The sequence below is a fragment of the Bradyrhizobium uaiense genome (assembly GCF_010811875.1).
Taxonomy (GTDB): Bacteria; Pseudomonadota; Alphaproteobacteria; order Rhizobiales; family Xanthobacteraceae; genus Bradyrhizobium; species Bradyrhizobium uaiense.
In genome coordinates, this window is sequence record NZ_VKHP01000016.1 from 20,113 (window position 1) to 46,960 (window position 26,848).

The 26,848-nt window shown below is 65.4% G+C and carries 22 protein-coding genes and 1 pseudogene; 8 read left to right on the top strand and 15 right to left on the bottom strand.

Going from position 1 to position 26,848, the window contains the following annotated elements; genetic code table 11:
- Positions 1 to 34 precede the first annotated feature (34 nt).
- Positions 35 to 364: a hypothetical protein gene (locus tag FNJ47_RS06650; protein WP_163151851.1), complete on the bottom strand. Its 330-nt coding sequence runs from the start codon at positions 362 to 364 to the stop codon at positions 35 to 37.
- A 289-nt stretch (positions 365 to 653) separates the two neighbouring features.
- On the opposite strand from FNJ47_RS06650, the gene FNJ47_RS06655 reads away from it, so the two are divergent.
- A complete protein-coding gene (locus FNJ47_RS06655) occupies positions 654 to 1,454 on the top strand; it encodes a L,D-transpeptidase (protein WP_163151854.1) in 801 nt (266 codons plus the stop codon).
- A gap of 256 nt (positions 1,455 to 1,710) precedes the next feature.
- Complete coding sequence (locus FNJ47_RS06660; RefSeq protein WP_235999544.1) at positions 1,711 to 2,559, top strand: alpha/beta hydrolase; 849 nt, start codon at positions 1,711 to 1,713, stop codon at positions 2,557 to 2,559.
- Positions 2,560 to 2,571: 12 nt separating this feature from the next.
- Here the strand turns inward: FNJ47_RS06660 and FNJ47_RS06665 are convergent, their stop codons facing one another.
- A complete protein-coding gene (locus FNJ47_RS06665; protein ID WP_163151856.1) occupies positions 2,572 to 3,129 on the bottom strand; it encodes a DUF308 domain-containing protein in 558 nt (185 codons plus the stop codon).
- Between the two features lie 137 nt (positions 3,130 to 3,266).
- Here FNJ47_RS06665 and FNJ47_RS06670 point away from each other — a divergent pair, with 137 nt between their 5' ends.
- Positions 3,267 to 3,854, top strand: a complete 588-nt coding sequence (locus FNJ47_RS06670) for a TetR/AcrR family transcriptional regulator (protein ID WP_163151858.1) — start codon at positions 3,267 to 3,269, stop codon at positions 3,852 to 3,854.
- A gap of 25 nt (positions 3,855 to 3,879) precedes the next feature.
- Here FNJ47_RS06670 and FNJ47_RS06675 read toward each other — a convergent pair whose 3' ends face one another.
- On the bottom strand, positions 3,880 to 6,144 hold the full coding sequence (locus tag FNJ47_RS06675) for a fused MFS/spermidine synthase (protein WP_163151860.1): 2,265 nt from the start codon (positions 6,142 to 6,144) through the stop codon (positions 3,880 to 3,882).
- A gap of 237 nt (positions 6,145 to 6,381) precedes the next feature.
- Between FNJ47_RS06675 and FNJ47_RS06680 the strand changes: the two genes are divergently transcribed.
- The gene (locus tag FNJ47_RS06680; RefSeq protein WP_163151862.1) at positions 6,382 to 7,983 is read left to right on the top strand and encodes a phytoene desaturase family protein; all 1,602 of its coding nucleotides are present in this window, start codon (positions 6,382 to 6,384) and stop codon (positions 7,981 to 7,983) included.
- A 263-nt stretch (positions 7,984 to 8,246) separates the two neighbouring features.
- Here FNJ47_RS06680 and FNJ47_RS06685 read toward each other — a convergent pair whose 3' ends face one another.
- A complete protein-coding gene (locus FNJ47_RS06685) occupies positions 8,247 to 8,411 on the bottom strand; it encodes a Flp family type IVb pilin (RefSeq protein WP_163151864.1) in 165 nt (54 codons plus the stop codon).
- Between the two features lie 170 nt (positions 8,412 to 8,581).
- On the opposite strand from FNJ47_RS06685, the gene FNJ47_RS06690 reads away from it, so the two are divergent.
- Positions 8,582 to 9,466 carry a 50S ribosomal protein L11 methyltransferase gene (locus FNJ47_RS06690; RefSeq protein ID WP_163151866.1) on the top strand — a complete coding sequence of 295 codons (885 nt, stop codon included), beginning with the start codon at positions 8,582 to 8,584 and terminating at the stop codon, positions 9,464 to 9,466.
- An 86-nt stretch (positions 9,467 to 9,552) separates the two neighbouring features.
- Positions 9,553 to 10,059 carry a YkgJ family cysteine cluster protein gene (locus FNJ47_RS06695; protein WP_163151868.1) on the top strand — a complete coding sequence of 169 codons (507 nt, stop codon included), beginning with the start codon at positions 9,553 to 9,555 and terminating at the stop codon, positions 10,057 to 10,059.
- Between the two features lie 18 nt (positions 10,060 to 10,077).
- Here the strand turns inward: FNJ47_RS06695 and FNJ47_RS06700 are convergent, their stop codons facing one another.
- Positions 10,078 to 10,263, bottom strand: coding sequence for a hypothetical protein (locus FNJ47_RS06700; protein ID WP_163151870.1), 186 nt, complete (start codon positions 10,261 to 10,263; stop codon positions 10,078 to 10,080).
- Positions 10,264 to 10,454: 191 nt separating this feature from the next.
- On the opposite strand from FNJ47_RS06700, the gene FNJ47_RS06705 reads away from it, so the two are divergent.
- Entirely contained in the window at positions 10,455 to 12,284 is a 1,830-nt protein-coding gene (locus tag FNJ47_RS06705) for an aminopeptidase P family protein (protein WP_163151872.1), read from the top strand.
- Between the two features lie 290 nt (positions 12,285 to 12,574).
- Positions 12,575 to 13,852, top strand: a complete 1,278-nt coding sequence (locus FNJ47_RS06710; protein WP_163151874.1) for a multidrug effflux MFS transporter — start codon at positions 12,575 to 12,577, stop codon at positions 13,850 to 13,852.
- Positions 13,853 to 14,002: 150 nt separating this feature from the next.
- On the opposite strand, the gene ligA is transcribed toward FNJ47_RS06710, so the two are convergent.
- The 10 genes and pseudogenes from ligA to murB form a co-directional block, all read right to left on the bottom strand.
- On the bottom strand, positions 14,003 to 16,150 hold the full coding sequence (ligA, locus tag FNJ47_RS06715) for an NAD-dependent DNA ligase LigA (protein WP_163151876.1): 2,148 nt from the start codon (positions 16,148 to 16,150) through the stop codon (positions 14,003 to 14,005).
- Between the two features lie 7 nt (positions 16,151 to 16,157).
- A complete protein-coding gene (gene recN, locus FNJ47_RS06720; protein WP_163151878.1) occupies positions 16,158 to 17,828 on the bottom strand; it encodes a DNA repair protein RecN in 1,671 nt (556 codons plus the stop codon).
- Positions 17,829 to 17,841: 13 nt separating this feature from the next.
- Positions 17,842 to 18,750, bottom strand: coding sequence for an outer membrane protein assembly factor BamD (locus FNJ47_RS06725; RefSeq protein ID WP_163151881.1), 909 nt, complete (start codon positions 18,748 to 18,750; stop codon positions 17,842 to 17,844).
- 259 nt (positions 18,751 to 19,009) lie between these two features.
- The gene (lpxC, locus tag FNJ47_RS06730; protein WP_163151883.1) at positions 19,010 to 19,972 is read right to left on the bottom strand and encodes a UDP-3-O-acyl-N-acetylglucosamine deacetylase; all 963 of its coding nucleotides are present in this window, start codon (positions 19,970 to 19,972) and stop codon (positions 19,010 to 19,012) included.
- A 339-nt stretch (positions 19,973 to 20,311) separates the two neighbouring features.
- The gene (gene ftsZ / locus FNJ47_RS06735; RefSeq protein WP_163151885.1) at positions 20,312 to 22,099 is read right to left on the bottom strand and encodes a cell division protein FtsZ; all 1,788 of its coding nucleotides are present in this window, start codon (positions 22,097 to 22,099) and stop codon (positions 20,312 to 20,314) included.
- Positions 22,100 to 22,188: 89 nt separating this feature from the next.
- A complete protein-coding gene (gene ftsA / locus FNJ47_RS06740; RefSeq protein ID WP_163151887.1) occupies positions 22,189 to 23,505 on the bottom strand; it encodes a cell division protein FtsA in 1,317 nt (438 codons plus the stop codon).
- Positions 23,502 to 24,512 (bottom strand): cell division protein FtsQ/DivIB, encoded by a 1,011-nt coding sequence (locus tag FNJ47_RS06745; RefSeq protein ID WP_163151889.1) that lies wholly within the window; start codon positions 24,510 to 24,512, stop codon positions 23,502 to 23,504. Before FNJ47_RS06745 ends, ftsA begins: the two co-directional genes overlap by 4 nt.
- Positions 24,452 to 24,773 (bottom strand): annotated as a pseudogene (locus FNJ47_RS51055) (D-alanine--D-alanine ligase); the annotation flags it as partial. The gene FNJ47_RS06745 and the pseudogene FNJ47_RS51055, both read right to left, overlap by 61 nt.
- Positions 24,774 to 24,844: 71 nt before the next feature.
- Positions 24,845 to 25,831 (bottom strand): D-alanine--D-alanine ligase family protein, encoded by a 987-nt coding sequence (locus tag FNJ47_RS06750; protein WP_163151891.1) that lies wholly within the window; start codon positions 25,829 to 25,831, stop codon positions 24,845 to 24,847.
- Complete coding sequence (gene murB, locus FNJ47_RS06755; protein WP_163151893.1) at positions 25,831 to 26,748, bottom strand: UDP-N-acetylmuramate dehydrogenase; 918 nt, start codon at positions 26,746 to 26,748, stop codon at positions 25,831 to 25,833. Before murB ends, FNJ47_RS06750 begins: the two co-directional genes overlap by 1 nt.
- Positions 26,749 to 26,848 lie beyond the last annotated feature (100 nt).

The following is a 26,848-nucleotide window of genomic DNA, read 5'->3' on the forward strand; positions in this document are numbered from 1 at the left end:
GCGCCTTAGCGCGACCCCGGACTGACGATCCCGATCAGTAGCAATGGAAATGGCCGTGGCGGTAATAGCCGCGGCAGCGGTGGCCACGGCGGTAGCCGCGATCCGGGATGCCGAACACGCCCTTCACCGCACCCATGGCCCCGCCAACACCGGCGCCGACGGCGCCGCCAACCACACCGCCTACCGGCCCGGCGACCCGATTGCCCTCATAGGCGCCCTCGTGGGCTCCGCGGACGATGCCCTGGGCATGGCCGGCATGGGGCACTGCGACCAGCGTCAATGCGAGGGCTGCGGCCGCAAGCAGGAGCCGCGCGGAGAGGCCGGCTGGGACGATGGCCGCGGTCTTGACCTTGGAGTTGTTCATCGAGGTTCCTTGATGCGCGACGCGAATGCGCCGCCGGGCGGGATTTGTGAAACGCCCATGCGGCCAAATGGTTGCGTACAAACGATCGCTTGAGGGCGCCGGTCGCACCCTGCTCGCGAAAAAGTCAGCCCACCGTGACGGGCCGGCCCGGCTTCGGCCTTGTTTGCGCCGTGCGCGGGATTAACGATGCCGCGGGTCCGTCACTGGAACCAAATTCGGATTCCGTGCATATTGGTTGCCGGGGACGGAGAGCCGCGGCTTTGCAATCAGGCCTGGAGGCCAAAGGTAAATGCGTTCGTTCCTCATTGCGTTCACGTCCGTGATGCTTTTCACGGCCGGCGCCGCGCAGGCCAAGGTCGATATCACCATCGACAAGGACAACCAGCAGATGACCGTCGCGGTTGATGGCGTCGCGCGCTATCACTGGCCGGTATCGAGTGGCATTCCCTCGCGCGAGACGCCGAACGGCACGTTCCGCGCCTTCCGCATGGAAGAAGATCACTACTCCAAGGAATTCGACGACGCGCCGATGCCGCATTCGATCTTCTTCACCAAGATCGGTCACGCGATTCACGGCACCGACTCGGTGAATCGCTTGGGTACCCCGGCCTCGCATGGTTGCGTGCGACTGTCGCGCGACAACGCGACGACGCTCTACGCGCTGGTCCAGAAGGAAGGCGTGCTCAACACCACGGTTACGCTGACCGGTTCGGCGCAGGTCGCGCTGGCGCGCAATCCGCGCGGGCGCAACGGCACCGCCGTCGCCCGCTCCGCGCCGCAGCAAGTTGACGGGCAGTACGGCACCGCCGCCGCCGGCGACCCTGTCGTCCTGACACCGCAGCCGCGCGAATATCCGGCGCAGGCCCGGGCCGACGACGGCTACATCTATCCGGCCGACGGCAGTTCGACCGACCAGCGCTATCCCGCACCGCCGTCAAGCCGCCGCGCCTACGGCGCGCAGGCCTATGGCCAGCAGCAATATTACGGCAACCAGGGCTACGCGGCGGCACCGCAGGGCTACTATCAGCCGCGGCCTTACTACCAGCAGCAGCAGCGCGGCGGCTTCTACGGCAACAGCTACCAAGACTGAGACGCGCTCCTGATCCACTGACGGCGCCGCAGACAGTGCGCCGTCAGTTCACACGCCCCTCACCCGCTTGTGACCGCCGCAAAGGGCCCGTGCCGCCGCACGCCGTGGCTGGTCGTCGCGCCGTCATCTGATTGTAAAATTAGCCCGATATTCGGCGGCAAAAGCGCCCGCTTGGCCTCTGGAGGCCGATTCACGCGGAATGCCCGACGAGATCAAGGCCAAAGCGCGGGTCAGTTAGGCAAGATCAGAGGTCGAAATGAAACGGGGCATCATTGTCCTTTGCCTGTGCGTCGTGACGATGGCCGGCTACTTCACCACGGACAGATGGGCCATCAGTCACACGACCATGACGTTCCACGACGTGCTGCGCGACGACCGCAACGTCACGGTCGAGGTCGCGGTCCGTCGCGACCGGCAAATGCAGGCGATGGCGGAGATGATCGAGCTGCCGGTCGCGATCCTGAGCCACGGCAACACCGTCAGGAACACCGAGTACTCGTTCCTCACCAACGTGTTCGCATCGCGCGGCTACCTCGTGGTCAGCATTCAGCACGATCTCGACACCGATGCGCCGATGGTGACCAAGGTCGGCGAGGAATATGTCGGCCGCCGCATGCAGTACAATCGCGGCGTCTTCAACATCATGTATGCGATCGACGAGCTCAAGAAGCGTTATCCGAACGCCAACTATCGCCAGCTGACCTTGATCGGCCACTCCAACGGCGGCGACATCTCGATGTTCTTCGCCAAGCAACATCCCGACCTGGTCAAGAAGGTCGTGACGCTGGACAATCTGCGCGTGCCCTTCATTACCGACAGCAAGATCAAGATCCTGTCGTTCCGCTCCAAGGACCCGGTGTTCAAGGCCGATCCGGGCGTCGTGCCCGACGACGAAACCTGCGCCAAGCTCGGCATCAAGGTGGTCCGGACCGAATTCCATCACAACGACCTCACCGACCGCGGCCCGGACAGCGCGAAATCATCGATCCAGGCGGGGGTGGAGCAATTCCTCGACGAGGACGCCGGCGAAACAACGCCGACGATGCCGCTGATTGCCGCGTCGGCGCCCACCGCAGCGAATGCAGCGCTGCCGGAGAAGAAATAGCGTCGCGGACGGTTACGCACGCGCGCTGCGATAGGCCGTGGCAAAGAGCCAGATTGCGGACAGCAGGAAATAGAACGCGCCGAAGCCCGCATAGGGAGCGACGTCGAGAATCGTCGGCGCGACGGTGCCGATGGATCGGCTGATCATGTAGCCGCCGGCGAGTGCCGACTGGGCGCCGCTCAGGATCATCGCCCATTGCGCGCCATCAAGGCGCCAGCGTCTGACGCCGGTGGACAATTGCAATACACCCGCGAGGATCGCCCAAATCCCAAACACGCCGAGAACAGCGAAGCTGCTGTGGCTGATCGCCACGATCACGGCGAGTGCCGTTATCGCGCTGACCACGACATTCAATGCCTGGGACGGGTTGGCCTTCAGCCCGCCATTGACCCGGGCGTCGGCCAGATTGGCGACGGCGTCCCATGCCGGGTAGATCACGAGCAGGAACGCTGCGGGACCGGTTTGCCCGCTGAAAACGACGGCGGCGGCAACCCAGGCGATCGAGAAGATCGCGCGCCCGAAATAGTAGGATTGCAGCCAGCTGGATTGGGCCGAAAGTCGGCTTTGCATTGATGAGCTCCTGTGTTTACCTATCTACTAGTAGGTAGACGTTCTCAGGTCAATCCGGCGCTCGGACACCTTCTTGTGTCAGACCGGAGTGCCGCGCTGGCTTGACAAGCTACCTACCGGAAGGTAGGCGCGCGAACATGAAACCGGTGGCTTCGACCTCAGAACAGATTCTCGACGTCGCGCAGTCGCTCATCGTCGCGGGGGGCTATAACGGCTTCAGCTATGCCGATATTGCCGATGCGATCGGCATCAGGAAGGCGAGCATCCACCATCACTTCCCGACCAAGGCCGAGCTGGTCTCGGCGCTGGTGGATCGCTACAGGCAGCAGACGGAGCTGGGCCTGAAGTCGCTTCAGGCGCAGTCCGCAAGCCCAGCCGACCAACTGCAGTCTTACGTGGACTTCTGGAAGGCGTGCATTGGAAATGCTTCGCTGCCCTTCTGCGTCTGCGCGATGCTTGCCGGCGAGATGCCGATGTTGCCGGACGAGGTCGCATCACGCGTCCGCGGCCATTTCCATCATCTCGCGGAATGGCTGACGTCGGTGCTGCAAGCGGGCGCGAAGCAGCACCTGTTCCGGCTGGACAAGCGGCCGGAACAGGAGGCCCAAATGCTGATGGCATCGGTTCATGGCGCGATGCTCTCGGCGAGGGCTTTCGACGATCCCGGGCTGTTTGCCGCAATCGTCGAGCCTCAGATCGCCAGGCTGCGGGCACCGGTTCGCTAGAGAAGTCTGGGGCAGCCGCTCGCGCCTACTGTTCGCCGTCGCGCAGGCGCCGGTAGACGGCGCCCAGCACGTTCGAATAATCGTCGGTCCAGACCCGCTGCTTCTCGTCGGCATCGGTCTCGGTCCAGAGGTTTGACGATGCGAGCTTGCCGACATCGGCGTCCTCGCGCGCGGAGACCACGACAGAGGTCGAGAAGATATACTCGTTGTCGCGGCCGGAATCCTCACTGTAGACCCAGCTCTTCATGTCGTTTGCGTCCGCAATGCCGACCACGACGCTGGCGAGTTCGAGATGGCGGTTGGACACGTGCATTACGACGGCGCCCCGCGGCGCCAGCTTCTGCTTGTAGATCGCCATCGCCTCTTCGGTCGCGAGATGGATCGGGATCGCGTCCGACGAATAGGCGTCGACGATGATGAGATCGTAGACCCCGTCCGGCTCCTTGGCGATGGTCAGCCGCGCGTCGCCGATCACCGGCTTCAGGTTCGGCTCGCAGTTCTGGATGTAGGTGAAGTACTTCGGGTCGCGCGCGGTATCGACCATCGACTGGTCGATCTCGAAGAACTTCCAGTCCTCGCCGGGCACTGACGCACAGGTCAGCGTCCCCGAGCCGAGCCCGATGACAGCGACCTTCAGCGGCGCGCCCTTGCGCTCGCGGATTGCCGTGATCGCCTGCCCGATGCCGCCGTCCTTGTGGTAGTAGCTGATCGGTTCGGGCCTTCCGGTGACCGGCGTGCCGTTGTCGTTCTTGAACTTCTCGGCGCCGTGGATCGTGGTGCCGTGCATCAGCACGTGATACTGACCGTTCGACGTCACCACGATCTTGTGCACGCCGAAGAAGCTGCGCACCGTTTCGACGCGGCCATCGCCGGACGGATAGGCGCGCAGCACCACCAGCGCGACCACGACGGTCGCGAAGATCTTCCAGCGATTGGCATTGAGCGCAAGCGCGAGCAGCGCCGAGAGCACGCCGACCGCACCGATCACCCAGATCCGGTGATCGTCGAGCCAGTTGAAGGTGCCGCCGGCCGAATAACTCGGCGCGATCAGCCCAACCGCCAGCCCCGCAAGGAACGGCCAGTACCAGGCGGCCCAGCGCGGCAGCCGCTCGGCACCGCCAGGCGGACGGCACAGCGCCGCGAGTGCCAGCAGGATCGGATATTCGGCGACCCACGAGAAAGTAAAAGGCGCAATGAGCCCCGCGAACAGGCCACCGACCATGCCGCCGAACGACAGCGCGACATAGAAGCCGGTGAGATATTTTGCCGCCGGACGGGTGCGCGCGAGTTCGCCATGACAGGCCATCGCGATGATGAAGAAGCAGAGCTGATGGCCGCCGAGCGTCAGCAGCAGGTTCTGCTCGCCGCCGACCGCGAGCAGGATCACGACGCCGGCGATCGCCAGCGGCTGCGCCCGCAGCATCCATTTGTGCGGCAGCAGCGGCCGCGACTGGAACACCAGCACCCAGGTCAGCAGATACAGCGACAGCGGCAGCACCCAGAGCAGCGGCGCGGCGGCGACGTCGGTCGAGATATGCGCGGTCACCGCGATCAGCAGGCCGGACGGCACAGCAGCGAGGAAGATCCAGCGCGCCCGCAGCGACCAGGACGGCGCCGGCGCTTTGGCGTCATCGACCTGCATGTTGAGCGCGCCGGCATTGACCGGCGACCGCAATAGCAGCACACCGCAACCCGCGATCAGCACGATCAGCAGGCCATAGCCGCCGGTCCAGATCAGGTTCTGGGTGCGCAAGGTGAACATCGGCTCGAGCAGCACCGGATAGGACAGCAGCGCCAGGAAGCTGCCGATGTTCGAGGACGCGTAGAGGAAATACGGGTCGGGGCCGTTGGGATGGCCGGTGCGCACGAACCAGGCCTGCAGCAGCGGATTGTTGGCGGCGAGCGCGAAGAACGGCAGCCCGATCGAGACCGCGAACAAGCCGAGCAGCCAGACCGAATAGCCCGAATTCGGCGGCTCGCCCCAGCCGCTCCTGATCGACAGCGGCAATGTCAGCAAGGCTATGACGAGCAGCACCAGATGCACCGCGATCGGCACGATGCGACTGTTCAGCTTCATCAGGAGATGCGCATAGGCGTAGCCGCCGAGCAGCAGCGACTGGAAGAACACCATCGCCACCGACCACACCGCCGGCGAACCGCCGAGCCGCGGCAGCACCATCTTGGTGAACAGCGGCTGCACCGAGAACAGCAGCAGTGCACTGACGAAGATCGCAGCGGTGTAGACCACCAGCACCAGCCGGTTTCGCGAGGCGGACGGCTCAGATGTCATGAAAGCTCCGGCATGGACCCGGCGGGCGCCGGAGGCGGACGGTCCGGCGGCACCGCACCGGAGGAATTGAACTGAGCATATGGCAGTATCACGGACAAGAAACCGCGGTCACGTGGACTTGACGACGCGCCGCTGCGGCGCCACAGCACGCTGGATCTTTTCTCGAGCATGATCCTTTCGGAAAACCGGTTTCCACTTTTCCGGATCATGCTTTAATCACTGCTTCTTGAAGCGGACATGAATGAAACAGACGTCGTCATCATCGGTGCGGGGCATAACGGCCTCACCTGCGCGGCCTATCTCGCGATGGCAGGGCTGCGGGTAAAGGTCGTGGAACGCCGCAAGGTGGTCGGCGGTGCCGCCGTCACCGAGGAGTTCTGTCCGGGCTTCCGCAATTCGGTCGCCGCCTACACGGTGAGCCTGCTCAACCCGCAGATCATTTCCGACCTGAAACTTGCCGATCACGGCCTCAAGATCGTCGAGCGCCGCGCGCAGAACTTCCTGCCCGCACCCGACGGCGGCTACCTCTTGACCGGCGAAGGCCGCACCCAGCAGTCGGTCGCGAAACTCAGCCGGCGCGACGCAACCACAATCGGCGTGTTCTCGGCGGAACTCGAAGCCATCGCCGATGTGCTGCGCCACTTCGTGCTGCGCGCGCCGCCGAACCTCGTCGAGGGTTTCGGCATCGGTGCGATGAGCGAGGCCTTCAACGCACTCGGCACCGCCAACATCCTGCGGCGGCTGTCGCTGGAACAGCAGCGCAATCTGCTCGACCTGTTCACACGCTCGGCCGGCGAGATGCTCGACGAGCGTTTCGAGAGCGACCTCGTCAAGGCGCTGTTCGGCTTCGATGCCATCGTCGGCAATTACGCCAGCCCCTACGCGGCCGGCTCCGCCTACGTGATGCTGCACCATGCATTCGGCGAGGTGAACGGCAAGAAGGGCGTCTGGGGCCATGCGATCGGCGGCATGGGTGCGATCACTCAGGCGATGGCAAGCGCTGCGCGCAGCCATGGCGTCGAGATCGAGACCGATGCGGGAGTCCGCGAGGTGATCGTCGAGAAGGATCGTGCCACCGGCGTGATCCTCGACAATGGCGAGACGATCCGCGCCAAATATGTTGCCTCGAACGTCAATCCGAAGCTGCTGTACACACGTCTGGTGCCGGACGGCGCACTGCCAGGCGAATTCCTCGCGCGCATCTCACGATGGCAGAATGGTTCCGGCACGTTCAGGATGAATGTGGCGCTGAGCGCCCTGCCCTCGTTCACCGCGCTGCCCGGCCAGGGCGATCACCTCACGGCGGGCATCATCATTGCCCCAAGTCTCGGTTACATGGATCGCGCCTGGCGCGATGCGCGCGAATTCGGCTGGAGCCGCGCGCCCGTCGTCGAGGTGCTGATCCCCTCGACGCTCGACGACAGCCTGAGCCCGCCGGGCCAGCATGTCGCGAGTCTGTTCTGCCAGCACGTCGCGCCGCAATTGCCCGACGGCAAGTCGTGGGACGACCATCGCGAACAGGTCGCCGATCTGATGATCGCAACCGTGGACCAATACGCCCCCGGCTTCGCAGGTACCGTGCTCGGCCGCCAGATCCTGTCGCCGCTCGATCTCGAGCGGCAGTTCGGCCTGCTCGGCGGCGACATCTTCCATGGCGCGCTGACGCTGAACCAGCTGTTCTCGGCGCGGCCGATGCTCGGCCACGCCGACTATCGTGGACCGCTCCGGGGGCTCTACCACTGCGGATCCGGCGCCCATCCCGGCGGCGGCGTCACCGGCGCCCCCGGCCACAACGCCGCGCGGGCTATCCTGGCCGACCACCGCGCGCTGTTCGCGTAGAGCCGATGGCGCATCGGGCGACGAGGTCCGTGCGACAGCTGTGGACAGGCCTGTTGAGAAGCCGTGGGTTGGCCGTGGTGTCCCCTGGCGGGAAAAGCCAGTGGACATCCCGGTGGACTGGCTGTGGAGGCCTGGCTGACAACCGCGGGAGAACGCGCCTGATATCTTGTGGAGCAGCTGCGCAAGGCCCTGTGGACAACCTGTCAAAAAGAAAACACCGGGCCTCGTTGCCCGGTGCTTGCCTCAGAATGCGATCCGCTGAATTACTTGAGTGAGCCGGAAATCGTGCTGAAAGTTCCGCTCAGCGTGGTACCGACACCATTCACCGCAGCGATGATGGCGATGGCGATACCGGTCGCGATCAGTCCGTATTCGATGGCGGTCGCGCCGGAATCATTCTGCAAAAACCTAACGATAAAAGCCTTCATAGTAGCCCTGCCCTTGGTTGTGATGCCCTGGAACCGGGGAGTTCCCGGTTCCGGAACTGGTACTACTACGGTAAAATCTAAAGTTGCCTTCATCGGGAACCTATCAATTCTCGCGAAATTCAATTGAATCCCGGTTGAAATTTTAACAAAAACCGCGCTACCGGCCTCCGATGACCCCGTCCACACACCGCGCCAGTATCACCCTTTCAGACGAACCGACCGCAAAACGCGTGGTCGACGCGCTTTCCGAGCTGTTTTTCGAGGATCAGGCGGCATTTGCGGCCTTCGAGCGGCCGGATGGCCGCTGGGACGTTACCGTCCATTTTGCCGAGCCGCCGGACCAGGCCTTGCTGCGCGAGCTGATCGGCCAGATCGTGCGGCCGGATGTCGCATCAACTTTGGTCTTTGACACCGTGGAGGCGAAGGATTGGGTGAAAGCCAGCCTCGAGGACCTCGTCCCGGTCGCGGCCGGCCGCTTCATGGTCCACGGCCAGCATGACCGGCACAGGATCCCCCCCAACAAGCTCGGGATCGAGATCGAGGCGGCGCTCGCCTTCGGCACCGGCCATCACGGCACCACGCGCGGCTGCCTGCTGCTGCTCGACCACGTGCTGAAGGCCTATCAGCCTCGCCGCGTGCTCGATCTCGGCACCGGGACCGGCGTGCTGGGGATTGCCGCCGCCAAGGCGCTGCACGGCAAGGTGCTGGCGAGCGATATCGACGCTCCGTCGGTCAGGGTCGCCGAGGAGAACGCCTGGCTGAACGGGGCTGGACACCTCGTGGATGTGATCCGCGCCACCGGCTTTGCGTCACCACGCTTCGCCGAGGACGGGCCGTTCGATCTCGTGCTCGCCAACATCCTCGCCAATCCGCTGCGGCAACTTGCCGGCCCGATGGCGCGCCACCTCGCTGCGTCGGCGCAGGTCATCCTCTCCGGCCTGCTGACGCACCAGGCACCGGCGGTCATCGCCGCCTATCGCGCCCGCGGGCTGGTGCCGCTGCGGCATCTGAAGATCGAGGGCTGGAGCAGCCTGCTGCTGCGCTCAAGATCATGATGCAAAATCGCATCATGATCTTTTCTTCTTGTCTGAGCATGATCTTTTCGGAAAACCGGTTCCCACTTTTCCGGATCATGCTCTAAATGACCACCACCGGCAGACAGTGCGGTGACTGCACGCTCTGCTGCAAGGTGATGGCGATCGAGGAACTGGCGAAGCCCGCCAATACATGGTGTCCGCATTGCAAGCCGGGGCGCGGCTGCCGGATCTACCCAAGCCGGCCGGCGGAGTGCCGCACGTTCAGCTGCGTCTGGCTGCTCAATGAACTGCTGGAGGAGCACTGGAAGCCCTCCAGATCGAAGCTTGTCCTGACCACGTCGGACGACGGTCTCGAGGTCAGATGCGATCCGGGCTTCCCCGACGCCTGGCGCAGGGAGCCGTTTCGCAACGAGCTCAAGGAATGGGCGATCTCCGGCGAGACGCTCGACATGACCGTCGTCGTCATCGTCGGTCAGCGCATGACGCTACTGACGCTTGAGCGCGAATTCGATCTCGGTATCGTCGGCCCCGATGAGCGGATCGTACGCGAACTCGACGGCACCAGGGTCGTCAATGCGACCGTGGTGAAGGCGTCGGACCTCGCGCAGTAGACGCAATCTGCGGACCGGCTATTTGGGCGCACCGGAATCGCGGCCGGCCGCCTCGACCTTGTCCTGACTGGCTGCACGCCGGGCACGCGCCTCGGCAAAGCGATCCAGCATCTGGACGATGACGCCGCGCGGCTTCTGTTCGACCGGCGCGATCGGGCCGCGGGGGATCGGCGGCGAGATCTTCTCAAACGTGAATGCAGGCATCGGGCATCTCCTCACCGTTGAGTTGAGACACTCCTGGACACTCCCCGTACGCTTGACCATCGACGTGCAGTGGACATCGTCCGGTCAGTTCTACTATGCCATGTTTCAAGCAGAAGTTATGCCAAAAATATGGTCACGCTTGACTGCACTTGCGCGAAGCTCATGCTCGACCCGAAGAGAGTACGACAGCGATGTTCGAAGCCCATTTCCAGACGTTCGAAGAACCCGAAGGCGGCGTGGCGCTGACCGCACGGCTGAGCGCGCTGCGCGAGGAACTGGCGCGGCGCAAGCTGACGGGATTTGTGGTTCCGCGCGCCGATCAGCAGCAGAATGAATATGTTGCCGCATCCGAGGAGCGGCTCGCCTGGCTCACAGGCTTCACCGGATCGGCCGGGCTCGCGATCGTGCTGAGCAAGGAAGCCGCCCTGTTCGTCGACGGCCGCTACACCTTGCAGGCCGCCAAGCAGGTCGACCGCAAGGCCTGGCAGGTCGAGCCGCTGGTCGAGCCGCCGCCGGAGCACTGGCTGACCCGGCATCTGGCGGCCGGCGACCGCCTAGGATTTGACCCCTGGCTGCACACTTCTGCGGCAGCCGAACGGCTGGCGGCAGCCTGCACCAAGGCGGGCGCCGAGCTGGTCGCCGTCGACGGCAACCCGGTCGATACGATCTGGCACGAACGTCCGGCACCGCCGCTCGGCCCGGTCTCTGTTCACGGCGCGCAGTTTTCCGGCGAGATCGAAGCCGAGAAGCTCAAGCGCATCCGGCTCGAGATCAACAAGCTCGGCGCCGATGCGCTGGTGCTCTCCGACAGCCACGCGGTGGCCTGGGCCTTCAATATCCGCGGCGCCGACGTCTCGCACACGCCGCTGCCGCTGTCCTACGCGGTGGTGCCGAAGGAAGGCCGGCCGCTGGTGTTCATCGATCACCGCAAGCTGTCCAACTCGACCCGCGACCATCTCGAACAGTCGGCCGATGTCGAGGAGCCGGCGGCGCTGGCACCGAAGCTCACCGAGCTCGCCAGGCGCGGCGCCTCGATCGCACTCGACAGCGCGACCGCCGCGGACGCTCTGAGCCGCCTGATCTCGGGTGCCGGCGGCAAGCCGGTGCGCGGCAACGATCCGGTCAGCCTGCTGAAGGCGGTCAAGAACATCACCGAGATCGAGGGCACGCGCACGGCGCATCAGCGCGACGCGGTGGCGCTGACCCGCTTCCTCGCCTGGATCGACCGCGAGGCGCCGTCCGGCGCCCTCACCGAGATCGACACCGTCGAGGCGCTGGAGACGTTCCGCCGCCAGACCGGCGCGCTCAAGGACGTCTCGTTCCCGACCATCGCCGGCACCGGGCCGAACGGCGCCATCGTGCATTACCGCGTGACGCGCAAGAGCAACCGCCGCATCGAGCCCGGCGACCTGCTGCTGATCGATTCCGGCGCGCAATATCAGGACGGCACCACCGACGTCACCCGCACCATCGCGATCGGCCAGCCGACCGACGAGATGCGCGACCGCTTCACCCGCGCGCTGCGCGGCCATATCGCAATCGCCCGCGCGGTCTTCCCCGACGGTACCACCGGCGCGCAGCTCGACACGCTGGCGCGGCAATATCTCTGGCAGGCCGGGATCGATTTCGAGCACGGCACCGGCCACGGCGTCGGCAGCTATCTCAGTGTCCATGAAGGCCCGGCGCGGATCTCGAAGCTCGGCACCACGCCGCTGAAGCGCGGCATGATCCTGTCCAACGAGCCCGGCTACTACAAGACCGACGCCTATGGCATCCGGATCGAGAACCTCGAACTTGTGATCGGCACCGACATTGCCGGCGCCGAGAAGCCGGTCAACGCCTTCGAGACGCTGACCCTGGCGCCGATCGATCGCCGCCTGATCGAGGTGAGCATGCTGAGCTCCGGTGAACTGGCCTGGCTCAACGACTACCACGCCCGCGTCGCGCGCACGGTGCGCCCGCATCTCGACGACAACGCCACCAAGCTCTGGCTCGACGAGGCCACGGCGGCGCTGACGTAGCGGCGTCACCTTTACGTTCCCCCTCCTCACATTCAGTGTCATCCCCCGCGAAAGCGGGGGATCCAGTACGCCGCGGCCTATCGGCTCAACAACGGCGGCCTCTGGAATACTGGGTCCCCCGCTTTCGCGGAGGACGACAGCGGAGTTTGCGGCCGACGACAGCGACCTAATTGCGCGAGACGAAACATCACGACATCGTCATCCGAAATCGCATGGGCGTATGCCGAAACACCCGTATTCCGCACGAACGGCCACGCTACAGTCGTTCCACAATGCGGAAACGGACCTGAATGCACGGCGTGATGGGCAAGCCGCCCGGCGCGGCTAAAGACAACATCGCGACATCGAAGGTTATGCTGCTGATGCTCGTCGTGATGACGGGCGTCGCGCCGATCTCGCTCTACATGCTGGTCCCGGCGCTGCCGGTGCTGGCGAGCACTTTCGGCCGCGACATCGGCATCGCGCAGATGACCGTGTCGCTTTACATGGTCGGCATTGCGCTCTCGCAGCTCATCATGGGTCCGCTGTCCGACAAGTTCGGCCGCCGCCCGGTGCTGCTCGCAGGCCTCGGCCTGATGGTGGTGGCGGGCATCGGCTCGGTGTTCGCCGAGACCCTGCCGCAGCTGATCGCCGCTCGCTTCTTCCAGGCGCTCGGCGGCGCCAGCGGCATGGTGATCAGCCGTGCCATCATCCGCGATCTCTATCCACGCGAGCGGGTCGGCGCCATGATCAGCCTCGTCGTCGCCGCGCTGATGATCGCGCAGATGGTCAGCCCGTTGACCGGCGGCCTTCTGGAAACCGCATTCGGCTGGCGCGCGATCCTCTATCTCATCACCGCGGCGTCGCTGACCGTCACGATCTTCATCGCATTGGCGTTGCCCGAGACCCGCCGCGACCGCGCCGACAGTTCGAGCTTTCGCGGCGACCTCGGCGGACTGCTGCGCAGCCGCGCCTTCGTCGGCTATCTCATGTGCCAGGTGCTGGCGTCGCAGATCATCTTCGCCTTCGCCGGCGGCGGCCCCTACATCGTGGTGACCCAGATGGGCCGCAGCAGCGCCGAATATGGCGCGTGGTTCGCGATGACGGGGTTCGGCTACTTCATCGGCAATCTCTTGTGCGTGCGGTTCGCGCCGCGGCACTCGCTGGAGAAACTGATCTGGTTCGGCCTCGCGCTGCAGCTCGGCGGCAGCCTGCTGAACCTGATCTGGAGTTTTGCCGGGCTGAACCAGGCGCCGCTCTGGCTGTTCGGCACCCAGATGATCGTGATGGTCGCCAATGCCTTCGTGATGGCCAATTCCGCCGCCGGCGCCATCAGCATCCGCCCCGAGGCGGCCGGCACCGCCTCCGGCGCCATGGGCTTCCTGCAGCAGGGCATCGGCTCGCTGATCTCGCAATTCGGCGCCTATCTCGGCGGCCACTCCACGACGACCCTGCCGCTGACATCGGCGATCTTCGCGATCTCGATCGCCTGCGCCTGCACCATGATCTTCGTGGTGCCGCGGCGGAACGTGATGGTAAGCGAGGAGCTGATCGCGCAGGCGGAAGAGGACGAGCAGGGGATGATGTGAGGCGCGCGAATGCGTCACATCCTCACCTCGTCATCCCCCGCGAAAGCGGGGGATCCAGTACGCCGCGGCCTATCGGGTAAATCACTGCGGCCTCTGGAATACTGGGTCCCCCGCTTTCGCGGAGGACGACAGTGGCAACTGCGGCACCGCCTACTCCCCAATCAGCTTCAGCCACTCGTCTTCGGTCAGCACCTGGACGCCGTGCTTCTGGGCCTCGGCAAGCTTCGAGCCGGCGCCCGGCCCCGCGACCACATAGTCGGTTTTCTTCGACACCGAACCGGCCGCCTTGGCGCCCACCCGCTCAGCCGTCGCCTTGGCCTCGTCGCGCGTCATCTTTTCCAGCGAGCCGGTGAACACCACGGTCTTGCCGGCCACCGCCGAATTGCTCTTCGGCTTCTCGGCGTCGATGATCTCGTCGAGCTCGGCGGTCAGCCGTTCGACAATGCCGCGATTGTGGCTCTCGCCGAAATAGTCCGCGATGCTCTTGATCACGGTGTCGCCGATCTGGTCGAGCGCGTCCATCTCGGCGATCGCCTCCTCGTCGCCCCTGGCGACCTTGAGGCAGGCATCGTGGAACGCGTCCCATGAACCGTAGCCGCGCGCCAGCGCCAGCGCGGTGGTCTCGCCGACATGGCGCATGCCGAGCGCATAGATGAAGCGTTCCAGACCGATCCGGCGGCGGCTGTCGATCGCGGCGAACAGATTGCGCACGGAGGTCTCGCCGTAGCCCTCGATGTCCTCGAGCTTCAGCTTCGCGTTGCGCTTCGGCAGCGTGAAGATGTCGGCGGGCTCCTTGACCCAGCCCGCGTCGAAGAAATATTGCAGCTGCTTCACGCCGAGGCCGTCGATGTCGAAGGCGCGGCGCGACACGAACAGGATGAGGTGCTCGACCTTCTGGAACGGACAGGCGAACTCGCCGCTGCAGCGCAGCCGCGAGCCCTCTTCGCCGGTCGCGGTCTCCTCGCGCACCACGTCGGTGTGCAGCGGGCATGGGCACTTCTTCGGGAAATGGAATTCCTTCGCGCTCTTCGGCCGCTTGTCGATCACAACATCGACGACCTGCGGGATCACGTCGCCGGCGCGCTGGATCACCACGGTGTCGCCGATCCTGATGTCGCGTCCCTCGCGCAGCACCTCGCCCTTGTTGCCGATGCCCTTGATGTAGTCCTCATTGTGCAGCGTGACGTTCTGTACGATCACGCCGCCGACGCCGACCGGCTCGAGCTTGCCGACCGGCGTGAACGAGCCGGTGCGTCCGACCTGGATCTCGATGTCGCGCAGCACGGTCATGGCGCGCTCGGCCGGGAATTTGTGCGCGATCGCCCAGCGCGGCGTGCGCGACACGAAGCCGAGCCGCTCCTGCCAGTCGATGCGATCGACCTTGTAGACGACGCCGTCGATGTCGTAGTCGAGCTCGGCGCGCTGCTCCTCGATCTTGCGATGGAAGGCAATCAGCTCCTCGACCGAGTGACACAGCTTGGTCAGCGGATTGGTCTTGAAGCCGCAGCGCTCGAACCAGTGGATCATACCGGTCTGGGTATCCTCCGGCATCGCGCTCATCTCGCCCCAGGCATAGGCGAAGAAACCAAGCGGCCGCGAAGCGGTGATGCCAGGATCCTTCTGCCGCAGCGAGCCGGCCGCCGAATTGCGCGGATTGGCGAAGATGGTGTCGCCGGCCGCCTTCTGCCGCTCGTTGAGCGCGAGGAACGCCTTCTTGGTCATGTAGACCTCGCCGCGCACCTCGCAGATCTCGGGCACATTGCGGCCCTTGAGCTTCTGCGGCACATCCTCAAGCGTGCGGATGTTGGCGGTGACGTCCTCGCCCTCGGCGCCGTCGCCGCGCGTCGCAGCAGTAACGAGCTCGCCGCCCTCGTAGCGCAGCGACATCGAGAGGCCGTCGATTTTCGGCTCGGCCGAGAAATCGATCTTGTCGTCCGGCAGCTTGAGGAAGCGCGTGATGCGCCCAACGAAGTCGACCACGTCGGCTTCCGCAAACGCGTTGTCGAGCGACAGCATCGGGACGGAATGGCGGACCTTCCTGAAGCGCCCCGACGGTGCGGCGCCGACCTTCTGCGACGGCGATTCCGCCGTGACGAATTCGGGGAAGCGCTTCTCGATCGCGTTGTAACGCTGCCGCAGCGCGTCGTATTCGGCATCGGTAACGCTGGGCGCGTCGTCCTGGTAGTAGCGCTTGTCGTGGCCTTCGAGCTCGAGCGCAAGCCGCATCAACTCGACCTTGGCCTGCGCCTTGGTGAGCTTGTCGACGTCGACCAGCGCTTTCTTCGTTTTGGTGGCCATCGGCGAACTAACTCGCCGCCCGCAGCAGCCGTTCCGCGGCCGCCCTCGCCTCCGCGGTGATCTCGGCGCCGGCCAGCATGCGCGCGATCTCTTCGCGGCGATGGTCGGCGGCGAGCGCGTTGACGCGGGTGGCGACGCGCTTGCCCTTGTCGAGCGCATCCTTGGAGATCAGAAGATGCTGGCTGGCGCGAGCTGCGACCTGCGGCGCATGCGTCACCGCCATCACCTGCACCTTGCCGGCGAGACGCGCCAGCCGCGAGCCGATCGCATCCGCCACCGCGCCGCCGACGCCGGTGTCGATTTCGTCGAACACCAGGGTCGGCGCCGAGCCGCGATCGGCCAGCACGACCTTCAGCGCCAGCAGGAAGCGCGACAGCTCACCGCCGGAGGCGACCTTCATCATCGGCCCCGGCTTGGTGCCGGGATTGGTCTGGACCCAGAACTCGACGCGGTCGATGCCCTGCGGACCCGGCGCGGCCGCGTTGCTCTCGACCTGCGTCATGAATTTCGCGCGCTCGAGCTTGAGCGGTGCGAGCTCGGCATTGACGGCCTTGTTGAGCTTCTCGGCCGCCTTGCTGCGCGCCGCCGACAGCTTTGTCGCCGCAGCAGCATAGCGCTTGTCGGCTTCGGCAGCGGCCGCCTCCAGCTTCTTGAGCTGATCAGCGCCGGCATCGATCAGCGCGACGTCGCCGGCATATTGCGCGGCCAGCGCGGCCAGCAGATCCACCGGCGTCGAATATTTGCGCGAGGCCGCGCGCAGCGCGAACAGCCGCTCCTCGATGCGCTCGAGCTCGGCCGGATCGAAATCGGTCGCCGCCAGCGCGGCGTGGAGGTGCTGGTCGGCCTCTTCCAGCGCGTTGATCGCGATGTCGATCGCTTTCACCGCCGGCTCGATCAGCGCCGGCGCATTGGCGGCGCGCCGCTCCAGCCGCCGTACCGCCGCGGACAGGGCCGACACCGGCGAATGCGAGCCGCCGATCGCTTCCTGCGCCTCGCGCAGATCGGTCGCGACCTTCTCGCCCTGCATCATGGTGGTGCGGCGGTTGGCGAGTTCGGTCTCCTCGCCCTCCTTCGGCGCCAGCGCCTTCAGCTCCTGGGAGGCATGGCGCAGATAATCGGCCTCGCGGGCGGCACGCTCCATGCCGGCGCGATGCTCGTCGAGCGCGGTGCCGGCGGTGCGCCTGATATCCCACAGCGCTTCCAGCGCCGCGACATCCTTCTCGTGGCCGGCGAAGGCGTCGAGCAGCTGGCGATGGGTGGAGGCATCGACCAGAGCGCGCTCGTCGTGCTGGCCGTGGATCTCGACCAGAACCGCGCCGACCGCCTTCAGGGTCTGCACGCTGATCGCCTGGTCGTTGATGAAGGCGCGGGTGCGGCCGTCGGCAAGCTGCACGCGGCGCAGGATCATCTCGCCGGTGTCATCGAGGCCGTTCTCGGCCAAGATCCTGGCCGCCGGGTGCCCCTTCGGAACATCGAACGTGGCGGTGACCTGCCCTTGCTCGGCGCCATGGCGCACGAGGCCGGCGTCACCGCGGCCGCCGAGTGCCAGCGCAAAGGCATCGAGCAGGATCGATTTGCCGGCGCCGGTTTCGCCGGTCAGCACCGCCAGGCCACGGGAAAATTCGATATCGAGCCGTTCGATCAGGACGATGTCACGGATCGACAGACGGGCCAGCATGCGAGGACAATTCCTAGCCGAGACCTATCTTCTTGAAGGTCCTGCTGATCCAGGATCCCTGATTCTCGCTCGGCTCGAGACCGCCGGACTTTACTAGATTATATGCGTCCTTGTACCAGCGGCTGTCCGGAAAATTGTGGCCGAGCACGGCGGCTGCGGTCTGCGCCTCGCCGACGATGCCGATCGCCATATAGGCCTCGGTGAGCCGGTAGAGCGCCTCTTCGACATGGCGCGTGGTCTGGTACTGCGTGACCACGGTCTTGAAGCGGTTGATCGCGGCGGTGTAGTCGCGCTTCTCGACGTAATAGCGGCCGACCGCCATCTCCTTGCCGGCGAGCTGGTCGCGGGCGGCTTGGATCTTGTTCTTGGCCTGGGTGGCGTATTCCGAGGTCGGATATTTGCGCACCACCTCTTCGAGCGCGGCGATCGCCTTCTCGGTGCGGCCCTGGTCGCGCGAGATGTCCGGGATCTGGTCGAAATGCGATGCCGCAATCAGGTACTGGGCGTAGGCGGCGTCCGGGCTGCCGGGATGCAGCGTGACGTAGCGGGTCGCGGAGCCGATGCAGCTGTCATAGTCGCCGGCCTGGTAATACGAATAGGCCGACATCAGCAGCGACTTGCGCGCCCAGTCCGAATAGGGATGCTGACGGTCGACTTCCTCGAACTTCTTCGAGGCGGCCTTCAGATCCTTCTTCTCGTTCATCATGTACAAGCCCTCATTGTAGAGCTTGTCCGCGGGCTCATCGACGAACGTGTCGTCCTTGGCCATGAACTTGTCCCAGAGCGCGCCGGTGCCGCAGCCTGAGAGCGGCATTGCCAGCACGACCAGGCCCGCCGCAAAGCGCAGCGTACGCACGGCCTTGGTCAGGCCGGAGACGTCAGAAGGAGAGCGTGGTTCGAGCGCCATACGCATTGCCGACATGAATTGTAAAACCTGACGCCTTTGATGCGGTTAACGGCGACCCCACTCCACCCATGAACCGCGATCATGGATGCAATATCTCTGGTGCCGTTGGCGCCATGTTGGGCAACCGCGGGCCTGTTTAACCGAAAAATGACCGTGGACCAACCGAATACGGAGCCATTCCGCCGGGAATAAGGCGACCCGACGATGCTCACAGCCTGCTGTGGTTATTACGGAAATTGGGCCCGACCGGCTAGACGATCAAGACCTGCGGCGATCAGGACACGTCCGGGCCGTAGGCTGGGGCCACGAGACCGCCCACGGTGCCTGCACCGGCTTCGACATGGCCGCGGACCGGCCGCCGAGCGGTCTCCGATTCGACCACGCGCCAAGCGCTGCGGTCGGCCAGCAGCGCCTTCAGCACTGCGTTGTTGAGCTTGTGACCGCCGCATACCGAACGATAGCTACCGAGCAGCGGCAGGCCGGCCAGCGCGAGGTCGCCGATCACGTCGAGCACCTTGTGGCGGGCGCATTCGTTGGCGTAGCGCAGGCCCTCAGCGTTGAGCAGGCGGGCCTCGTCGAACACCACCGTGTTGTCGAAGGAGGCGCCGAGCGCGAAGCCTGCGCCCCACAGCCGCGCCACGTCGTTCATGCAGCCGAAGGTGCGGGCGCGCGCAACCTCGCGGCGGAAGCCTTCCGGCGAAAGATCAAAGGAGAAGGTCTGCTGGCCGATCACCTTGTTGGTGAAATCGATCTCGACCTCGACGCGGAAACCGCCGGCGAACGGACGCAGCTCGCCCATCGCATCGCCGATCTTGACCTGCACCGGCTTCAGCACCTGGATGAAGCGGCGGACACCGGGCTGGGTCACGATGCCGGCCTGATCGATTGCTGCGACAAACGCCGCGGCGCTGCCGTCCATGATCGGAACTTCGGCGCCATCGACTTCGATCGTGGCGTTGTCGACGCCCATGCCGCGCAGCGCCGCGAGCACATGCTCGGCAGTCGAGACCAGCGGCCCTTCGCGGTCACCCAGCACTGTCGCAAATTCGGTTGCGATCACGGCGTCGGCGGTGGCCGTAACTTCGCGGTCAGCACCATCGAGACCGGTGCGGACAAAAATAAAACCTGCATCAACAGGTGCAGGTCCCAACGTGAGACTGACAGGAAGACCGGAATGAACGCCTACGCCAGTCACGGTGGCTTGCGACCGAAGCGTTGTTTGGCGGCTGAATTTCATTCGATAATGCCCACTACCCGACTTCACTCAATTCAAGTGGCCAAACTTCCCCAAGGCCGACTCGCTTGAGCTCCCCAAGTCACGGGAGACCATAGTGATTTCCTAAACCGCGCCAACTCACGCTTCTTTACCGATTGTTACCCCATCTCCGCCGCATTCACGCCCAAGGTTAACCAAATTGCGGCAGCGAAAACGGTCCTCGGCGGGCGATCATCTGACCACCGAAAGAATAATTAATGATTTAAAATCAGTTGCTTGTTTACCGGCTGCCCATCAAAAGGAGAAGGCCCCGACGGTTCCCCGCCGAGGCCTTCTTTGTGATCAAGGTTGTAACAAAACTCAGTTTGCCTGCCGGCGCAGGAAGGCCGGGATATCAAGATGGTCGTCGCCCTGTGGCGCCGGAGCAACAGGCGCCTGACGGCCATGAGCGTCCAATCCCTGCGGTGCCGGGCGCTTCGCATATTCCGATACCGGCGATTCGTTTGCCGAGATCTGCTGCGCGACGCTGCGGGCCGGCTTGCGCTCGGGCAGCGGCGGCATCGTCGGCATGGCCGGACCGGAGGCGCGGGCCGCGATCGGCGGCTCGGTCTCTTCGTCGCGGCGGCCGAGGCCGACATTGGCCAGCCGCTGCAACAGCGACAGCCGGGTCTTCTGCGGGTGTTCAGCCTCACCGTCACCGCTGGCCTGGCGGATTTCCGCCTGCGCCGGCATCGGCAGATCCTCGAACTTCGGCATCCGCGGAGCACGGACCGGCGAACGCTCGGCCGCCTGCGGGATGAAGGTCTCGGGCGGCATCGGTTCGTGCTGCTCGGCCCGGGACGCCTCGTGGTCCGGGAACAACGAGGGCTTCTGGGCGATCGGGCGCACGGTGACGTCACCGTAGGAGGCCTGCTGCAGCGGCGCCTGGGCAGCCGGTGCGCTGTCCGGGGCAACTGCGGCTGCGATCGCCGCGAGCGCGGCGCGCTCGACGGCCGGACGCTGCTGGGCTGCGGCCGGAGCCGCAATCGGCGCAACGGTCACGCCGGTCGGCGGTTCCAGCTTCTGGGCCCGCTCGGCCATGCGCTGATTGTCGGCACGCAGGCGGGCGGTGAGATCGGCCAGCCGGCTCTCCGGCGAACCACCCGACTGCTGCGCGGGCGCCTGGGCACGGGACGCGATCGCGGCCTGCTCGATGCCGGTTGCGACCACAGAGACGCGAATGATGCCGTCGAGCGATTCGTCGAAGGTGGCGCCGACGATGATGTTGGCGTCGGCATCGACTTCTTCGCGGATGCGGGTTGCGGCTTCGTCGACCTCGAACAGGGTGAGGTCCTTGCCGCCCGTGATCGAGATCAAGAGGCCGCGGGCGCCCTTCATCGAGCTGTCGTCGATCAGCGGGTTGGCGATCGCGGCCTCCGCGGCGGTCAGCGCACGCTTCTCGCCGGTGGCCTCGCCGGTGCCCATCATCGCCTTGCCCATCTCACGCATCACTGCGCGGACGTCGGCGAAGTCGAGGTTGATCAGGCCTTCCTTGACCATCAGGTCGGTGATGCAGGCGACGCCCGAGTACAGCACCTGGTCGGCCATCGCGAACGCGTCGGCGAAGGTGGTCTTCTCGTTGGCGACCCGGAACAGGTTCTGGTTCGGGATGATCAGCAGCGTGTCGACTACCTTGTGGAGCTCGGAAATACCGTGCTCGGCGGTGCGCATGCGGCGCTGACCTTCGAAGTGGAACGGCTTGGTGACCACGCCGACGGTGAGGATACCCATTTCGCGGGCAGCCTTGGCGATCACGGGCGCAGCACCGGTGCCGGTGCCGCCGCCCATGCCGGCGGTGACGAACACCATGTTGGCGCCGGTGAGATGATCGCGCAGCTCGTCCATGACTTCCTGCGCCGCCGCAGCACCGACATCGGGCTGCGAACCGGCGCCGAGGCCCTGGGTCACCTGGGTGCCCATCTGGACGATGCGCTGCGCCTTCGACATGGTCAGCGCCTGAGCGTCGGTGTTGGCGACGACGAAGTCGACGCCCTGCAACCCGGCGGTGATCATGTTGTTGACGGCATTACCACCCGCGCCGCCGACGCCGAAGACGGTGATCCGCGGTTTCAGCTCGCTGATGTCAGGGGGTGTCAGATTGAGTGCCATGGTTGCCTCTCTCGATTATGCGCGCGTTGGTTCGTCCCGGCCGCTGGCCGCGGGAGCTGGTGAAAATGCAGTGAGCCGGGGTGCGGTCATCAGAAGCCCTCGCGAAGCCATCGTCCGACCTTTCCGAAGTAACCGTCTGTCCCTGTCCTGAGCTGCCGCGTGCGCCGCGGTTCGACATGTTCAAGATGTGCGTATTGCGGATAGACCAAGAGGCCCGTCGGCACCGAGAACGAGGCGCCCTTCGCCTCGTTCGGCAGCCGGCCGAAACCGAGCGGGCGACCGATGCGGACCTGACGGTTCAGGATACGGGCGGCAAGCTCGACGGTGCCGGTGAGCTGCGATGCGCCGCCGCTCAGCACGACGCGCGCCCTCGGCTCTGCCGCAAAGGGGGAATCCGCGAGCCGGTCACGGACCATTTCGAAAATCTCCTCGGCGCGATGCCGGACAATGTTCGCGATCGTGGCGCGGGACACGATTTGCGGTGTCTCCCGATCATCCCCCGCAGCGGGAACGGACATCAGCTCACGCGAGTCCGAACCGCCGGTCAGCACTGTGCCGTATAAAGTCTTGATTCGCTCGGCATCCGCAATGCATGCGCCGATGCCGCGCGCAAGATCCATCGTGATGTGTTGCCCACCGAGCGCAAATCCGGATGCGTGCACGAGGCGGCCGCCGGAGTAAGTCGCGATCGTGGTCGAGCCCGCGCCCATCTCGACGACGGCAGCGCCGAGATCGGCCTCGTCATCGGTCAGCACCGAGAGGCCCGCGACATAGGGGCTCGACGCCATGGCTTCCACATTGAGATGGCAGCGCTCGACCACCAGCATCAGGTTCTTGGCAACCGTCGCATCCGACGTCACCACGTTCATGTCGACGCCGAACTGGCGCGCCACCATGCCCCTGGGATCGCGGATGCCCTTGACGCCGTCGAGCGCGTAGCCGACCGGCAGCGCGTGCAGCACGGTGCGGCCGGCACCGGCGGCGTGGCGCATGCCGGCCGAGGTGACGCGGCTGATATCGTCCGAGGTGACCGAGCCGCCGCGGATATCGGCTGCGGCTTCAACCAGCTGACCATGCTGCCTGCCGCCGGAGACCGACAGCAGGACGGATTCGACGCGGACCTTGGCCATGCGCTCGGCCAGCGCGACGGCATGGCGCACCGCCTTCTCGCATTCGGCGAGATCGACGACGGAGCCGGCCTTGACGCCGCGCGACTGGATCTGGCTGTAGCCGATCAGCTCGACCGCATGGGTGCGGCCGCGCAGCGCCTCGTTCGGCGGCGACGGCCGGAGCCGTGCGATCATGCAGGCGATCTTGCTGGAGCCGACATCGAGCGAAGCCACCATCGCGGTGCGCTTCTGCATCGGGCGGGTCTTCGGGGTCAGATTGCGATCGAGGCCGGTCATGCGGAGTCACCGGCCTTCTTCTTGGACTTCTTGTCCTTGAACAATTCGTCACGCGCCTTGCCGGCTTCCTCGGACAATTGCACGATCAGGCGATCGGGCAGCCGCATGTCGACGGCGACGATGTCGCGCGAGAACAGCTTCTCGTCCCTGTCGAGCCTGGAGAGCGCGGCGAGCGCGTTGCCGACGTCGTTCTCCGGCAGCCGGACGTCGAGGCCGTCCTTCAGGCGCAGGTTCCAGCGCCGTTCGCCGACGAAGATCGCGGCCTTGGTCACCGCGCGCACCTGCGGGTAGCGGTCGAGCAGCGCAAGGAAGTCCTGGGCGCGGGTGTCCGCCCCCTTGCCCACCACCAGCGGCAGATTGAGGAAGCGGCGCGTGACGTAGGGCTCGAGCACGGCGCCGTCGGAGGCGATCACCGACAGGCGACCGTTCTGCTGCCACAGCGCGAAGGCGGTGCGCTCGACAATGTCGATCTGCAACCGGCCCGGATAGAGCTTGAGGATCGTGGCGTCCGCGATCCAGGGATTGGCCTTCAACTTGGCGCGCACGGTATCGGCGTCGAGGAACAGCAGCGAGGAGCGGCCGTTGACGCCGCCGATCGCAAGCACCTCGTCCTGGCTCAGCTGCTTGCGGCCGTTGATGCCGACGGTGGTGATGCGGAAGCCTGCGGAATTGGCCAGCGCGTTGCGGGTGTCGCTGAGCGCCGTGGTGAACTCTTCGAGGTGGCCGCCCTTGACGATGCCGAAGCCCAGGCTGCCGAACAGGATCGCGAGCGTCGCCACCAGGCCGATGCGGCGCGGCAGATAGCGTTCGACCATCTGGATGTAGCGGTTCGGCGGCTCGCGATCGATCACCTGCGGCCGCTTTGCGGAACGCGCGCGACGGCGACGAGCGAGATGGGCGCCGACATACTCGCGCAGCAGCACTGCCGCTCCAATAGCGGCTGCTCTCAGGTCAGCTTGAGGCCCCAGCGATCGCAGCGATCGAGTGAGGCGTCCTGCACCATCCATTGCACGAACTCGTCACGTGTTGCGCCCGCAAACCCCGCGGGTCCCGGCACAAATCACGTCTCGGCAAGACCGGTGGGATTAGAGTGGCCCCCTGTTCCCTGGTTGCGATCCTCGAAGCGGAATTCCGCGACAGCTCACGCCCCGGCAGCCAAGCGCTACATGCGCCGCCAGCGTTAACCTTCGGGCTTCCTGGTAAACAAACGGTAAATGAGTTCGGCCTGGAGCGTATTTTGATCAACGCTGTGAGTACTTTGCCGCGTACCCGTTAGCATTTTAGCAACAGCGCCCGGGTTCCATCCGGCCGAGTCGGGCGGGTTCCCGCCTGATCGGCCTTAACTTCTGGCGCGGCGGCGGGCGAGCTCGATCTGGTCGTTGAGGAAGTCGGCAAAAGCGATCCCCTGTGCTTTCAAGGCCTTAGGGTACAGCGATGCCGCGGTGAGGCCCGGCAGCGTGTTGGTCTCGAGGTAGACCGGGCCATTGGCCGATACGATGAAATCGCTGCGCGAGTACCCGGCGCAGGACAACGCGCGATGCGCCTTCAACGCATGATCCATGATCGCGGCACTGACCTCGGGCGCGAAGCGGCCGGGACAAATCTCCTGGGTCGACTTCAGAAGGTATTTGGCTGTGTAGTCGAAGGCTCCCTCCCCGGGCACGATCTCGACCGGCGGCAGCGCCAACACCGTGCCGTCGGATTGCTCGAGCACCCCGCAGGTCGCCTCCACGCCCGTGACGTACGGCTCGATCAGATAGTCTTCATGCTTGGCGGCATTGCGGACCGCGACGAGATCCTGCTGTGCGTTGACGAAGATCAGCCCGTAGCTCGATCCGTCCTTGGCCGGCTTTGCGATCAGCCTGCCATGTTGCGCGAAGGCCTCGTCGAGCTGTGCGACGGTGATGCCCTGCGGTGCGTTGAGGCCGGCGATCGCCGCGAAGCGCTTGGCCGACGGCTTGTCGAACGCGAGATGCGACGACGCCGAGCCGGAGCCGGTGAACGCAACGCCGCGCAACTCGCACATCGCCTGCAATTCGCCATTCTCGGCGCGGCCACCGTGCAGGCCGAGCACCAGCACGCGCTGCTCGGCGCTCGCTTTGTCGAGCGCCTGGTCGAGCGCGATGCCGCGCCCGTCGGGCTTGAAATCGACCTCGAAGGGCCGCGAATGGCCAAGCAGCTTCTCGGACGTCACCGCGTGCACGGTGTCGTCAACGTCCCAGAACCACAGGTCCGCGTCGGGCAGCGCGCGGTGCAGCGCCTGCGTGCTCGCGACCGAGACCAGCCGCTCCTTGTTGGTGCCGCCGAACAGAATGGTCACCTGCATCAGCTTTTCCCGATCCGCTTGATTTCCCAATGTAGCTCAATGCCGCTGGTTTGCTTGACCCGTTCGCGCACCGTCTCTCCGAGCGTCTCGATGTCGTGCCCGGTGGCGTTGCCGGTGTTGATCAGGAAATTGCAGTGCATCTCCGACACCTGCGCGCCACCGACCTTGAGGCCGCGGCAGCCGGCGGCGTCGATCAGCTTCCAGGCGCTGTTGCCGGGCGGGTTCTTGAAGGTCGAGCCGCCGGTCTTCTCGCGGATCGGCTGCGCGGTCTCGCGATGGGCCTGCACCTCGCTCATGCGGGCGCGGATCGCATCCGCATCGGTGATCCTGCCGCGAAAGCGCGCCGAGGTGAAGACAACAGACGGATCGACACCCGAATTGCGATAGACGAACTTCATGTCGGCATTGCTGAATGTATGCTTCACGCCGTCGCGGCCGACGCCGACGGCCTCGACCAGCACATCCTTGGTCTCGCCGCCGTTGGCGCCGGCGTTCATGCGCAGCGCGCCACCGACCGTGCCGGGAATGCCGAAAAAGAATTCCATGCCGCCAATGTTCGCCGCCGCCGCCGTCTCGGCGACGCGCTTGTCGAGCGCAGCAGCGCCGGCAGTGACGACATCGCCGCCCGCGCTGGTTTCGCCGAACGCGCGCGGCGCCAGCCGGATCACGACCCCAGGCATGCCGCCGTCGCGCACGATCAGGTTGGAGCCGACGCCGACGACGTAGACCGGCAATTCCTGTGGCAGGTGCTTCAGGAAATAGGCGAGATCGTCTTCATCCGCCGGCGTAAACAGCACCTGCGCCGGACCGCCGACGCGAAACCAGGTCAGCTCGGCCAGCGACTGGTTCGCCAGCAGCCGCCCGCGCAACTCCGGCATCGCGGCTTTCAGGTCGGGCGTAATGTCGGGGAAGGTCATGACGCGGTGAACGATGTGCGAGCTAGATTGAGATGGCGCCGCATTGCATCTGCAGTCGCCACCCGGGGCTTACCCCTCTCCCTAGCCCTCCCCCGCAAGG